General features: G+C 65.8%; 13 protein-coding genes. 6 read left to right on the plus strand and 7 right to left on the minus strand.

The genetic code is table 11. The annotated features are described in order from the left end of the window. Positions 1 to 3: 3 nt before the first annotated feature. The 3 genes from ACFJI2_RS08415 to ACFJI2_RS08425 all read right to left on the minus strand — a co-directional run bounded on the left by ACFJI2_RS08415 (position 4) and on the right by ACFJI2_RS08425 (position 2,103). Entirely contained in the window at positions 4 to 486 is a 483-nt protein-coding gene (locus tag ACFJI2_RS08415) for a hypothetical protein (protein WP_377704587.1), read from the minus strand. Positions 487 to 563: 77 nt separating this feature from the next. Then, positions 564 to 1,442: a pirin family protein gene (locus ACFJI2_RS08420; RefSeq protein ID WP_377704588.1), complete on the minus strand. Its 879-nt coding sequence runs from the start codon at positions 1,440 to 1,442 to the stop codon at positions 564 to 566. Positions 1,443 to 1,503: 61 nt separating this feature from the next. After that, complete coding sequence (locus ACFJI2_RS08425) at positions 1,504 to 2,103, minus strand: FMN-dependent NADH-azoreductase (RefSeq protein WP_377704589.1); 600 nt, start codon at positions 2,101 to 2,103, stop codon at positions 1,504 to 1,506. Positions 2,104 to 2,231: 128 nt separating this feature from the next. Between ACFJI2_RS08425 and ACFJI2_RS08430 the strand changes: the two genes are divergently transcribed. Continuing rightward, positions 2,232 to 3,146 (plus strand): LysR substrate-binding domain-containing protein, encoded by a 915-nt coding sequence (locus ACFJI2_RS08430; RefSeq protein WP_377704590.1) that lies wholly within the window; start codon positions 2,232 to 2,234, stop codon positions 3,144 to 3,146. A gap of 25 nt (positions 3,147 to 3,171) precedes the next feature. On the opposite strand, the gene ACFJI2_RS08435 is transcribed toward ACFJI2_RS08430, so the two are convergent. From ACFJI2_RS08435 to asd, 4 genes are all read right to left on the minus strand, one after another. Then, positions 3,172 to 3,501 (minus strand): hypothetical protein, encoded by a 330-nt coding sequence (locus ACFJI2_RS08435; RefSeq protein WP_377704591.1) that lies wholly within the window; start codon positions 3,499 to 3,501, stop codon positions 3,172 to 3,174. An 80-nt stretch (positions 3,502 to 3,581) separates the two neighbouring features. Then, positions 3,582 to 4,853: a S8 family serine peptidase gene (locus tag ACFJI2_RS08440; protein ID WP_377704592.1), complete on the minus strand. Its 1,272-nt coding sequence runs from the start codon at positions 4,851 to 4,853 to the stop codon at positions 3,582 to 3,584. Between the two features lie 127 nt (positions 4,854 to 4,980). Further along, positions 4,981 to 5,661 (minus strand): thiol:disulfide interchange protein DsbA/DsbL, encoded by a 681-nt coding sequence (locus ACFJI2_RS08445; RefSeq protein ID WP_377704593.1) that lies wholly within the window; start codon positions 5,659 to 5,661, stop codon positions 4,981 to 4,983. A gap of 13 nt (positions 5,662 to 5,674) precedes the next feature. Beyond that, a complete protein-coding gene (gene asd / locus ACFJI2_RS08450) occupies positions 5,675 to 6,520 on the minus strand; it encodes an archaetidylserine decarboxylase (protein ID WP_107872115.1) in 846 nt (281 codons plus the stop codon). A gap of 185 nt (positions 6,521 to 6,705) precedes the next feature. Between asd and ACFJI2_RS08455 the strand changes: the two genes are divergently transcribed. Genes ACFJI2_RS08455 through ACFJI2_RS08475 form a run of 5 tightly spaced genes read left to right on the plus strand, consistent with a single transcriptional unit; the run spans position 6,706 to position 12,585 of the window. Next, a complete protein-coding gene (locus ACFJI2_RS08455; RefSeq protein WP_377704594.1) occupies positions 6,706 to 8,856 on the plus strand; it encodes a TonB-dependent receptor plug domain-containing protein in 2,151 nt (716 codons plus the stop codon). Between the two features lie 24 nt (positions 8,857 to 8,880). Beyond that, positions 8,881 to 9,321, plus strand: coding sequence for a hypothetical protein (locus ACFJI2_RS08460; RefSeq protein ID WP_377704595.1), 441 nt, complete (start codon positions 8,881 to 8,883; stop codon positions 9,319 to 9,321). After that, positions 9,318 to 10,964, plus strand: a complete 1,647-nt coding sequence (locus ACFJI2_RS08465; RefSeq protein ID WP_377704596.1) for a GAF domain-containing protein — start codon at positions 9,318 to 9,320, stop codon at positions 10,962 to 10,964. The genes ACFJI2_RS08460 and ACFJI2_RS08465 overlap by 4 nt, the downstream gene beginning before the upstream one ends. Further along, positions 10,859 to 11,662, plus strand: coding sequence for an adenylate/guanylate cyclase domain-containing protein (locus ACFJI2_RS08470; protein WP_377704597.1), 804 nt, complete (start codon positions 10,859 to 10,861; stop codon positions 11,660 to 11,662). The genes ACFJI2_RS08465 and ACFJI2_RS08470 overlap by 106 nt, the downstream gene beginning before the upstream one ends. After that, entirely contained in the window at positions 11,662 to 12,585 is a 924-nt protein-coding gene (locus ACFJI2_RS08475) for a LysR family transcriptional regulator (protein ID WP_107872123.1), read from the plus strand. The genes ACFJI2_RS08470 and ACFJI2_RS08475 overlap by 1 nt, the downstream gene beginning before the upstream one ends. Positions 12,586 to 12,588: the final 3 nt, after the last annotated feature.

The following is a 12,588-nucleotide window of genomic DNA, read 5'->3' on the forward strand; positions in this document are numbered from 1 at the left end:
GTATCAGGACTGGAAACGGGGATTGATATCGATGACGTCGTACGGGGACTGCATGTTGTTGAGGAATTCGAGCAGGGTGCGCACGCGGGCGGGGGCTTCGTCGTCGCGGGTGCTGTCGATGGCCTGGCGCAGGCCGGGGATGGCTTCGGCCGTGTGCGGGCTCTGGTAGGCCTTGATCAGCAGGGCGGCCAGCTGCGCCGCTTCCTTGCCGTGGTTGTGCCGCAGCCGCGCTTCGATCACGCCCAGCAGCGCGCGCTGCATGCGCGGCGTGGGCGCGGAGATGTGGGCGAACACCAGCGGCGTGTTGCCGATGGCTTCGCAGATGCGGCGCTCCATCTCGTCCGCTTTCACGTCGGAGGCGATGTCGAAGTACGCGGCGTTCCAGCGCGTGCGCGCGTGCGGGTGGCCGGGCGGGAAGGAGTCGGCGGTGTCGAAGCCGCAGATACGGCTCAGGTGCTTGAGCCAACCGATGAGTGGGGATGTCATGGCGGCATTTTAGCGGAAAATGGAGACAGCCCTGGGGGGGCTTGCTTCCCCCAGAGGCTGGTTTGATCATTACAACATTACGCGTGGGCTTCTTCGCCCAGTTTGCCGGCGCGGAAGTCTTCCACCGCTTGCACCAGTTCGGCCTGCGTGTTCATCACGAACGGGCCGTATTGCGCGATCGGCTCGTTCAGCGGCTTGCCCGCGACCAGGATGAAGCGGCTGTCTTCGGCTGCCTGCACGGTTACGCCGTCGGCGCCGGCCGCGTTTTCCAGGATGGCCATGCGGCCATTGGCCACGGGCTTGCCGCCGATGTGCACGCCGCCGCGATAGGTGAACACGAAGGCGTTGTGCCCGTCCGGAATCTGCTGGCTGAAGCTGGCGCCCGCCTTCAGTTCCACGTCGATATAGATCGGCTCGGTCACTTCGCGCTGCACCGCGCCGGCCACGCCGTGGCTGCTGCCGGCGATCACGCGCACCTGCGCTCCCTCGGCGCTGAATGACGGCACCTCGCCGGCGTTGAAGTCGCGGTACCACGGCGCGCGCATCTTGTCCCTGGCGGGCAGGTTCAGCCACAGCTGGAAGCCTTCCATGCGGCCTTCTTCCTGCTCCGGCATCTCGGAGTGGATCACGCCGCGGCCGGCGGTCATCCACTGCACGCCGCCGTTGGTCAGCAAGCCTTCGTTGCCGGCGCTGTCCTTGTGGCGCATGCGGCCGGTGAGCATATACGTCACCGTTTCGAAGCCGCGGTGCGGGTGCTCGGGGAAGCCGGCGATATAGTCGTTGGCCGAGTCGCTGCCGAAATTATCCAGCATCAGGAACGGGTCCAGGCGGCGCTGCAGGGACTGGGTCAGGACACGGTTGATCTTCACACCCGCGCCGTCCATCACGGCCTGGCCGTTGATGATGCGCTCCACGCCGCGCGATTGCTGCACGTTTTCCCGGGTTACTTGTGTCATTGCCATTTCTCCTTGAGTTGTTGAGCGCTGCCTGCTGCGTGCTTGCCTGCTTGCTTGCTGCTTATGCCAGTACGGCATTCACCTGGGCGTCCGCTTCGGCTTGCGCTTTGGCCACCGCTTCCGGACCCATGCCCAGGCCTTCCGAGTACACCACTTGCACATCGGTCAGGCCGACGAAGTTCAGGAACATCTTCACATGCGGCAGCTGGGTGTCGCTGGGCGCATCGCGGTGCAGGCCGCCACGCGACACGGCCACGTAGACTTTCTTGCCGCCCAGCAGGCCGATCGGGCCGGTCGGGCCGTACTTGAAGGTCACGCCGGCGCGGGCGATGGCGTCGAACCACGATTTCAGCTGCACGGTGATGCCGAAGTTGTACATCGGCGCGCCGATCACGATCACGTCCGCTGCCTGCACCTGGGCGATCAGGGCGTCGTCCAGCGCCACGCGGGCGGCTTGCTCCGGGGTGCGCTGGTCGGCCGGGGTGAACAGGGCCTGCAGGGTAGGCTCGTCGATCACCGGGTGCGGGTTGGCGGCCAGGTCGCGGCGCTCAACCGATGCGCCCGGATTGGCGGCGGCCAGCTTGGCGACGATGGAGTCGGCCAGGCGGGTGGATTCGGAACCGGTGCTGCGGGCGCTGGAATTGATTTGCAGGATGTTCATGGTGTCGCTCCGTTAGGTTGGGTGCTGCGTTGTCTGGTTTGTGTGCTGCGATGGAGTTACTTTAACCGTTCCAAAACAGAAGAAAAAGCCGGTAAAATGGAAAGCATTAATCCACCAATGGAACAATCATGGCTGATATCGACCCCGGCGACTTGCTGCTGTTTGCGCGCATCGTGGAATACGGCAGCTTCAGCGCGGCGGCGGAGCGGGTGGGGCAGCCCAAGTCCACCGTGTCGCGCCGGCTGTCGCTACTCGAAGCGCAGCTGGGCGAGCGCCTGCTGCAAAGGACCACGCGGCGCCTGGTGCTGACCGAGTTCGGCGCCAGCCTGCTGGAGCACGCGCGCAAGGTGACGGAGGAGGTGGAGGCGGCCGGCGCGCTGGCGCAGCACCGCCAGCAGGCGCCCAGCGGGCTGCTGCGCGTGTCCATGCCGGGCGACTTTGCCAACCACACGATGGGGGCGCTGATGGCGCGCTTCATGGAGAAATACCCGGCCATCTCGCCGGAAATCGACTTGTCCCCGCGCCGCGTGGACCTGGTGGCGGAAGGCTTCGACCTGGCCATCCGCATGGGCACGCTGCCGGACGATTCCACCCTGGCGGCGCGCGCGGTGGCCGTCAGCAAGCTGGCGCTGTACGCCTCGCCCGCCTACACCGCGCTGCGCGGCTTGCCCGAGCATCCGGACGACTTGTTCAAGCATGACTTGCTCAGCCTGCCGCCCAAGCTGAACGGCATGACGCGCTGGAAGCTGCTGCGGGGGAAAACCGAATGGGAGCGCGAGCTGCCTGCGCGCATGATCGCCAATTCGCCGGAACTGCTGGTGCGCATGGCGTGCACCGGCATCGGTATCGCCGCCAGCACCGAGCTGTTCGCCCAAAGCTTCCTGGAAAGCGGCCAGCTGGTGCGGGTATTGCCCGAGTGGAGTTTTCCCACCGTTACCGGCTGGGCCGTCTTCCCGGGGCGCCGCCTGATGCCGGCCAAGACCCGCGTCTTCCTCGACATGCTGGAAACGCTGGGCGAGCGGACCGGCGCCCGCGCTGCCTGACGCTCGCCGGAAGCGGGAGGCCGTGCTACAGCGTGACGGAACGCTTGGCGACCGGCGCGATGAGTTCCGGCACTTCCGCGTCGTTCGGCAGCACCTGCGCCACTTCCTTGCAGCGGGCGAGGGCGTCGATGAATTCGGCGGAGGCGCGCACGCTGAACGAATTCAGGTTCTCGAATACCGAGGACGAGGCCGGCTTCGTCCCGGTTTCCTGCGCCGCGGCGCGCAGCACGGTGCTTGCCAGTTTCTTGCTTTGCGCCGGGCTGGGCAGGCTGTCGTTGTCCAGCGGACGCAGCACTACCACGGCCTCGACCATCGCTGGGGCCGTTTTGCTCTGCCGGGTGGGGGACGTGGCCATGATGTGTTACCTCGCTTCGATGTCAGACTGCACTCGAAGCATACACCCTTTGTCCCCGCATTGCCGCTCCCGCTGCAGCGCTAAAGCAAGGACAGCGCCTTTATACCGTCGGGCAAGCCCCGGTTGGCGCGGCTGGGCAACATGCCCGGCTTGAGGCTGCACGACTTGAAGATGGCCGCCTCGATCTGCGCGATGGTCTTGCCCGGCCTGGCTTGCATCAGCAGCGCGGCGAGGCCGGCGATGTGCGGCGTGGCCATGGACGAGCCGGACATTTCCTTGTAGCCGCCGTCCGGGACGCAGGAAATGACGTCCACGCCCGGGCCGACCACGTCCGGCACGAGCGGATCGATCTTGCGCACGAATTGCTGGCTGCCGCTGAAATCGGCCACCATGCCGTCTTCCTGCATGGCGCCGACCGACAAGGCTTCCGCATAGTTGCCCGGATAGCGGCTGGTGCCGGCGCCCTCGTTGCCGACCGCGAACACCGGCAGGATATTGCGCGCCCGCAAAATACGCGTCAGGAACAGGAAAGTGTCCTTGGTGCCGATCAAGCCCAGCGACATGCTCAGCACGCGTACCTTCTCGCCGACCGCCCAGTTCATGCCGCCCAGGATGCGCGCAAGCACATTGCCGCCCTCGATCACCATGGCGCTGGCCAGCGTTGCCTCGGGAGCAACCCCAAAGCTGACCCCGTTGATCGGGCGCCCGGCTATCGTGCCGGCGGTGTGGGTGCCGTGCTCGTCCGAGTCACGCGGCTTGGCGTTCGCCACCTGGTTGCCCAGCGCATCGAACTCCGCGTACTTCTTGACCGCGCCGGACAGCGCGGGATGCGCGGCGTCGATGCCGGTGTCCAGGTGGCCGATCAGGATGCCTTTTCCTTTATAGCCTTGTTGATGCAGCGCATCGACACCGAGGGCGCGCAAGCCCCAGCTGTAGCCGTTGACCGGCGTGGCGGCAGCGGCGGCCACCGGCTTGATCAGGCGCAGCTGCGGCGCCTCGATCACCTTGGCAACCGCTTCTTCCTTGCGCAACGCGACCAGCCCGGCCCGGTCCACGATGCCGAGCGCAATCCCCAGGTTGGGGTAGAAACGGACCTTGGAATCGGGCTTCGCGGCGGTGCCCAGCGCCAGCGCCGAGGTTTCGCGGGATTTGACGCCGGGCGTCTTCAGCGATTTTGCCGCCTTCAGCTGCTCCAGCAGGGCGCTATCCTGGGATAGCGGCGAGGTCCTGAAATGGCGGGCAATTTTCTGCGGGACGTTGACTGCGGCAGCGGCGGCGGCGGAAGCGGGCGGCTTCAGGACCACGATCACTTCCGCAATGCCGGTGGACTTCAGACTGGATGCGATGCTCACGATTGCCTCCTGTTTTTATGCAGGCTTCGACGTTAGCATGGATGCCAAGGTGACAATCATTTTTGTCGAGAAAGTGGCAAAAACACAACCACACTTTCTCACGTGTCCGCGCGTTGGCGCGGACGATTTACCTGCCCAGCTCCTGCTGCGCTTTCAGCACCAGCGCATCCATCACCTGGAAGGCGGCCGCCTCGACCGACTGGCGCGGCAGGTTGGGATTGCTTTCGGCGACGATGGATGGCGAAGTCAGGTAGCGGCCATTGATGACCACGGTAGGCGTGCCTTCCACGCGGTAGCTGCCGACCAGCTTTTCCAGGTTGCGCAGGCGGGTCTGCACGCCGAAGGAGGTGTAGGCGGCGGTGAACTGGGCCTTGTCGAGGCCGTTCCTGACGGCCCATTCAAGGTTGTCCTCGTCCGACTTCAGGCGCTTGCGCTCGACGTGCCAGGTGTGGAGCACCTTGTCGTGCATGCTGTCGTCCAGTTTCATCGCCTCCAGCGTCAGGAACAGGTGCGCTTCCGGATCGGCGGCGCCGGTGTGCGGCACGTGGATGCGGCGGAACTGGATGGCGTCGCCCTGTTTCCTGACCCAAGCTGCCAGGCCGGGTTCCAGCATATTGCAGGCCGGGCAGTGGTACATGAAAAATTCGACCACTTCCACCTTCTTGCCTTGGGCCTGCGGCGCCACCGGCGAAGGCAGCGTGCGGTATTCGGCGCCGTCGCGCGGCACGGCGGGAGAAGCGGAGGCGGGCAGGACGGCAACGGCGGCCGCCAGGGCCAGGCTCAACGCCAGTACTGTACGTGTCAGCATCGTTATTCCAGGTCTATTTCAGGTTGGCCATGGTCTCGCCCAGGCGCACCGGACCGGCAGGCTGCCAGGCCTCGTTGAAGTGCAGCTTGTCCTTGGGGAACAGCATGACGACGGTGGAACCCAGCAGGAAGCGGCCCAGCTCGTCGCCTTTTTTCAGCACGATGTCCTGGTCGGCGTAAGTCCATTCCTGAACGCTGCTGTGGCGCGGCGGGTTGACCACGCCATGCCACACGGTGGCCATGCTGCCGACGATGGTGGCGCCCACTAAGGTCATGACGAAGGGGCCGCTGGCCGTGTCGAACACGCACACCACGCGCTCGTTGCGCGCGAACAGGCCGGGAATGCCGCGCGCGGTGGTCGGGTTGACCGAGAACAGCTCGCCCGGCACGTAGATCATGCGGGTCAGCTTGCCGTCGCAGGGCATGTGGATGCGGTGGTAGTCGCGCGGGCTCAGGTACAGGTTGGCGAAGCTGCCGTGCTGGAATTGCGCGGCCAGCTCGCGGTCGCCGCCGACCAGCGCGGTAGTGCTGAATTTGTGGCCCTTGGCCTGGAAGATCTGGTCGTCCTCGATGGCGCCGAACTGGCTGATGCGGCCGTCCACCGGGCAGATGAAGTCGGCGTCGGCCAGCGGACGCGCGCCCGGGCGCAGTGCGCGGGTGAAGAATTCGTTGAAGGAGGCGTAGCTGGCGATGTCCGGGTTGGCTGCCTCGGCCATGTTGACGTCGTAGCGGCCCACGAACCAGCGTATCAAACGGGTAGTCATGGCGCCGCCCTTCGCACCGGCCACGCGGCCTGCGAAATTGGTCAGCGCGCCCTTGGGCAGCAGGTATTGGGGCAGTACAGCAAGACGGTCGGACACAGTTATCACACCTATCAATATAGACGAATACGCATTATAACGGCGCGCGGGTCCCGGAGGACAATTTCTGGCTGTTGGTCCCAAGCCGCACACGATTGAAAGTATTTCCCAATAACAAGCACTTATGAGAAACTGTAGCCTTTTTTGCAAAGTTACCGCCCGCCATGCTTCGCTTTCAAACTGCAATGAATTTGTCTGTTGCCGCAGCAGCAGTGGCCTCCGCCGTGTCCGCCTGGGCCGCGCCGTTGGCAGGCGGCGGTGCGGACACGTCTATACAAACGGTGGAAGTGAAGGCCTCCGGCAGTGAGTACGACGCGCGGCGCGACGATACGGCCAGCCGGATTGTGGTGAACAGCGAGGAGATTTTGCGCTACGGCGACAGCAACGTCGCGGACGTGCTTAAACGCCTGCCCGGCATCACCGTTTCCGGCACGCGCGGCAGCACCGATGTCCGGCTGCGCGGCCTGGGCAACGGCTACACGCAGATCCTGCTGAACGGCGAGCGCGCGCCGGCCGGCTTCTCGGTCGACCAGCTGTCGCCGGACTCCATCGAACGGGTGGAGATCATGCGCGCGGCCAGCGCGGAGTTCAGCACGCAGGCCATCGCCGGCACCATCAACATCGTGCTGAAAAAGGCGGTCCGGACCGCGCAGCGCGAAGTGAAGCTGATGGCGGGGCGGGGCGAGGATTTTTCGCAGGGCAATCTGGTCTACAACCTGTCCGACCGCGACGGGAATTTCTCGTATTCGGTGGCGCTGACGGCCAACCGCCTGAATTTTCACTGGATTAAGTTTATCGACGACACCGGCACCGGCCCGCTGGGCCAGCCCGTCCTGCTGCGCCATTCGCTGTCCAACGAGGTGGGCCGCTCGGAGATGTCCAATGTGACGCCGCGCCTGAACTGGACGCTGGCCAATGGCGACACGCTGACCTGGCAGTCCTACCTGTCGCCCAACCGCTACCGCGTGGTGGCCACCATGGACATCGCCACCGACTTCGGCCCGCCGCAGGACTTCGACTACACGGCCAACGACATCCATATCGAAAACGATTTTTACCGTAGCGACCTGAACTGGGTGCACAAGCTGGACGGCGGCGGCAAGCTGGACACGAAGCTGGGCCTGAACTGGAACCGCAACAGCAACGCTACGCGCCAGATGGGCGACGCGCGCGGCGTGCCGGGCCTGGACCGCCAGGTGGACACGCTGTCGAAGGAACACGGGGCCACCTTTAGCGGTAAGTATTCCACGCCGCTGGTGCCGGGCCACGCGCTGTCCATGGGCTGGGACGGCGCCGCCAGCCGCCGCGACGACAGCCGCCTGCAGAGCGAAGTGCCGCTGCCGGGCGCGCGGGCCGCCAACAGGGAAGAGGATTTCAGCGCCGACGTGCGCCGCCTGGCGCTGTACGCGCAGGACGAGTGGGATTATTCGCCGCGCCTGTCCATCTACGCCGGCCTGCGCTGGGAGGGCCTGGAAACCGAGAGCCGCGGCTCCGGCTTCGATCCGGCCGGCAACCGCAGCAGCGTACTCAGCCCGGTGCTGCAGACCTTGTGGAAAATCCCGGACACCAAGGACCAGGTGCGCCTGGCGCTGACGCGCACCTACAAGGCGCCCGCCACGTCGCTGCTGATCCCGCGCCGCTACCTGGCCACCAACAACACCCAGACCACGCCCGATTTGCGCGGCAATCCCGAGCTCAAGCCGGAACTGGCCTTGGGACTGGACATGTCGTATGAACACCACTGGGGCGAATCGGCGCTGCTGAGCGCCAACGGCTATGTGCGCCGCATCAGCGATGTCACGCGCCAGGGCTTGTTGCTGGAAAGCGGCCGCTGGGTGCAGACCTCGGTCAACGACGGCCGCGCGGCGGCGCGCGGGCTGGAGATGGAAGCGAAGTTCCCGCTGAAAGCGGTGATGCAGACCGCGCAGGCGCTGGACCTGCGGGCCAGCGTGGCGCGCAATTGGTCGCGGGTGGACGCGGTGCCGGGGCCGTACAACCGCCTGAACCAGCAGCTGCCGCTGACCGCCACGCTGGGCCTGGACTACAAGTCGGCGGACGCCAAGGTGAGCGCCGGCGGCAGCTTCATTTTCAAGCGCGGCGGCGTCATGCGCATCAACACCCAGCAATCCAGTTTTGTCACCGCCAAGCGCGACCTGGATGTCTACCTGCTGTACAAGTTCACGCCCAGGCATGCGCTCAGGCTGTCCATTGTCAGCGCGCTGGCGGAAGACTGGCTCGATGATTACACCTACACCGACGCCGCCGGCAGCCTGCGCCGCAACTCGCTGGCGCCGGGGGCGGCGCAGTTCCGTGCGGCGCTGGAGTGGAAAATGTAAGGAGGCGGGTGGTATGATTGCTGCATGACAAACACCACCCACGCCGAGCCGGACGCCCTGCATCTGGCCCTGTCCGAAGTGCGCGACCTGCAGCGCACGGTCGTCGTGCTGCGCGCCGAACTGGAGCAGGCGCAGCACGACCGCCAGCGCCAGGTGCAGGACGCGCTGGCCGCCGCCCACAACGAAACGCAGCAGATCCGCGCCACCGTGATGTCGCTGCGCGACGCGCTGGAGCTGGCGCAGGGCGAGCGGGACGATGCCGTCAAGGCCGCGCTGGCCGGGTCCATCGCCGAGATCGCCCAGCTGCGCGAGACGGTGACGGTGCTGCGGGCCGAGCTGGAGCGCCTGCACGCGGAGCATGACAGCGCGCTGCAGCTGGCGGCCAGCGCGCAGCGCGCCGAGGTGCAGCAGCTGCACGACACCATACGCGCGCTGCGCAGCGCACTGGAAGGCGCGGCAGCATGAACGACCGCTTGAACGACAAGCTTGGCGACAAGCCAGGCGAGAAGCCAGGCAAGAACCCGGACCACAGGCTCGCCAGGCCCGGCGCCAGCCCCAAGGCCGGCGCCCAGTCCTCGCGCCTGCGCATGGCCGAGCTGCTGCTGGAAGTATCGCGCCGCATGGCCGCCTATGACACGCTGGACGAGATCCTGACCGCGCTGGTGGAAGTGACCACCGAGGAGCTGGATGCCGAGCGCGGCACGCTGTTCCTCAACGACCCCGAAACCAACGAGCTGTTCTCGCGCGTGGCGCAGGGCGAAACCCAGCGCGAAATCCGCTTCCTGAACACGTCCGGCATTGCCGGCCACGTGTTCACCACCGGCGAGCCGCTGATGATCGCGGATGCCTACGCCGACGAGCGCTTCAACCGCGCCATCGACGAGCAGACCGGTTTCGTCACCCGCAACATCCTGTGCGTGCCGATCCGCACCTTCAAGGGCGAGATCATCGGCGTGTCGCAGACGCTGAACCGCAAGCACGGCCAGTTCACCCGCAAGGACCTGGAACTGCTGGCCGCGCTCACCACGCAGGGCACGCTGGCGCTGCAAAGCGCGCGCTTCCTGGAGAGCATGAAAAAAGTGCGGCGCCAGGAGATGGAATTCATCGACGTGGTATCCGAGGTCACGGCCGACATCAAGCTCGGCTCGCTGCTGCAGCGCGTGATGGGCGAGGCCACGCGCCTGCTCAACGCGGAACGCTCCACCTTGTTCCTGAACGACGAGAAAACCGGCGAGCTGTGGTCGGAAGTGGGCCAGGGCCTGGAATCGATGCAGATCCGCCTGCCGAACACGGCCGGCATTGCCGGCGCCGTGTTCAGCTCCGGCAAGACCATCAACATCCCGTACGCCTACGCCGACCTGCGCTTCAACCCGGCCTTCGACAAGCGCACCGGCTTCTTCACGCGCTCCATCTTGTGCGTGCCCATCGTCAACAAGCACGGCAAGACCATAGGCGTGACGCAAGTGCTGAACAAGCGCGGCGGGCCGTTCAGCGCGGAGGACGAGTCGCGCCTGCGCGCCTTCACGGCGCAAATCTCGATTGCGCTGGAAAACGCCAAGCTGTTTGCCGACGTGCAGCAGATGAAGAACTACAACGAGGCCATGCTGGAATCGATGTCCAACGGCGTGATCACGCTGGACGGGCAGGAGAAAATCGTCACCTGCAACGCGGCCGGGCTGCGCATCCTGCGCGCCGACGCGGCGCAGCTGCTGGGCCGCCAGGCGGCCGACTTCTTCACCGGCCCCAATACCTGGGTGCTGGACAAGCTGCGCCTGGTGGAGGAAAACCATGTGGCCGAGCACTTCATGGACGCGCCGCTGATCGTTGGCGAGGACACGATTTCGGTCAATTTCAACGTGCAGCCGCTGCTGTCGGTGGAGAAGAAGGGCATAGGCTGGATGCTGATGCTGGAGGATATCTCCAGCGAAAAGCGGCTAAAAGCGACCATGTCGCGCTATATGGACCCGGCATCGCGGACCAGATGGTGGCCAACGGCGCCGAGATGTTGGGCGGGAAGAACGTCAACGCCACGGTGCTGTTCTCGGACGTGCGCAGTTTCACCACCATCACCGAGCAGCTCGGCGCGCAGGGCACGGTGGCGCTGCTGAACGAGTACTTCACGATGATGGTGGACTGCATCCAGCGCGAAGAAGGCATGCTGGACAAGTTTATCGGCGACGCCATCATGGCCGCCTTCGGCATTCCGGTGGCGCACGAGGACGATCCCGACCGCGCGGTGCGCACCGCCATCGCCATGATGGCCGAGCTGCGCGCCTGGAACGCCTTGCGCGTGCGGGACGGCAAGCTTGCGGTCGACATCGGCATCGGCCTGAACACGGACCAGGTGGTGTCGGGCAATATCGGCTCCAAGAAGCGCATGGACTACACCATTATCGGCGACGGCGTGAACCTGGCGGCGCGGCTGGAGTCGGCCTGCAAGCAGTATGGCGCACACATCCTGATCAGCGAGTTCACCTACCGCGCGCTGCGCGGCACCTACCGCACGCGCGAGGTGGACATCGTGGTGGTGCAGGGCAAGACCAAGCCGGTGGCGATCTACGAGGTGCTGGACTACCATACCGAGGACAGCTATCCCAACCTGATCGACGCCATGGGCCTGTTCCGCAACGGCCTGATCAATTACCGCCAGCGCAAATGGGAGGCGGCGCGCCAGCTGTTCGAGGAAGTGCTGGCGCTGAACGGCGGCGACAAGGCGGCCGCGATGTACGTCGAGCGCTGCCAGCGCCTGGCGGCCGAGCCGCCGCCGCCAGACTGGGACGGCACTTACGTCATGCAAAGCAAATAATGAAGATCCCACGGAGCACGCTGGAGCAGTGGCAGGTGCTGCAGGCCATCGTCGAATGCGGCGGCTATGCGCAGGCGGCGGAGGCGCTGCACCGCAGCCAGTCCTCGGTCAGCTATATGGTGGCCAAGCTGCAGGAGCAGCTGGGCATCGAGCTGCTGGAGATCGACGGCCGGCGCGCCAAGCTGACGCAGAACGGCGCCACCCTGCTGCGCAAGGCGCGCGAGCTGCTGGATGACGCTTTCCAGCTGGAGGAGCTGGCCGCCAGCCTGAACGAGGGCTGGGAATCCGAGCTGCGCTTCGCGGTGGACAGCCTGTTCCCCAGCGAGCTGCTGATCCAGATCCTGCAGGAGTTCGAGCCGCTGGCGCGGCACACGCGGGTAAACCTGGAAGAAACCATTCTGTCCGCATCGGACGACGTGCTGCGCGAAAAGCGCGCCGACGTGGTGATCGCCAACTACGTGCCCAGCGGTTTCCTGGGGGACGCGCTGCTGGACATTGAATTCCTCGCCGTGGCCCATCCCAGCCATCCGCTGCACGGCCTGAACCGCGACCTGAACGAGGACGACCTGGAGCGCCACCTGCATATCGTGGTGCGCGACGGCGGCGTCTCGGCCACGCGCGACTTCGGCTGGCTCAACACGGCCCAGCGCTGGACCGTCACCAGCCCGGCCACGCGCACCGAGATGGTGTGCGCCGGCCTGGGCTTCGCGTGGATGGCCACGCACAAGATCCAGGCCCAGCTCGCCGCAGGCACCCTCAAGCCGCTGCGGCTGCGGGTGGGGCAGAAGCGCAAGCTGTCGCTGTCGCTCATCATCGCCAACGCCGAGCGCCCCGGACCGGCGGCCTGCCAGCTGGTCAGCATCATCCGCTCCGTCATCGCCCGCCACTGCAAATACAAGGCCGGCGGCTGCCCGGCGATCTGAACC

The organism is Pseudoduganella sp. UC29_71 (genome assembly GCF_042693265.1).
Classification (GTDB): domain Bacteria; phylum Pseudomonadota; class Gammaproteobacteria; order Burkholderiales; family Burkholderiaceae_D; genus Rugamonas.

Coding starts and splice junctions, on each gene's coding strand:
- ACFJI2_RS08465 (WP_377704596.1), top strand. CDS start 9,318: ATGAACGACCGCTTGAACGACAAGCTTGGCGACAAGCCAGGCGAGAAG.
- ACFJI2_RS08420 (WP_377704588.1), bottom strand. CDS start 1,442: ATGACACAAGTAACCCGGGAAAACGTGCAGCAATCGCGCGGCGTGGAG.
- ACFJI2_RS08455 (WP_377704594.1), top strand. CDS start 6,706: ATGAATTTGTCTGTTGCCGCAGCAGCAGTGGCCTCCGCCGTGTCCGCC.
- ACFJI2_RS08475 (WP_107872123.1), top strand. CDS start 11,662: ATGAAGATCCCACGGAGCACGCTGGAGCAGTGGCAGGTGCTGCAGGCC.
- ACFJI2_RS08460 (WP_377704595.1), top strand. CDS start 8,881: ATGACAAACACCACCCACGCCGAGCCGGACGCCCTGCATCTGGCCCTG.
- ACFJI2_RS08445 (WP_377704593.1), bottom strand. CDS start 5,661: ATGCTGACACGTACAGTACTGGCGTTGAGCCTGGCCCTGGCGGCCGCC.
- ACFJI2_RS08435 (WP_377704591.1), bottom strand. CDS start 3,501: ATGGCCACGTCCCCCACCCGGCAGAGCAAAACGGCCCCAGCGATGGTC.
- ACFJI2_RS08425 (WP_377704589.1), bottom strand. CDS start 2,103: ATGAACATCCTGCAAATCAATTCCAGCGCCCGCAGCACCGGTTCCGAA.
- ACFJI2_RS08415 (WP_377704587.1), bottom strand. CDS start 486: ATGACATCCCCACTCATCGGTTGGCTCAAGCACCTGAGCCGTATCTGC.
- ACFJI2_RS08470 (WP_377704597.1), top strand. CDS start 10,859: ATGTTGGGCGGGAAGAACGTCAACGCCACGGTGCTGTTCTCGGACGTG.
- ACFJI2_RS08430 (WP_377704590.1), top strand. CDS start 2,232: ATGGCTGATATCGACCCCGGCGACTTGCTGCTGTTTGCGCGCATCGTG.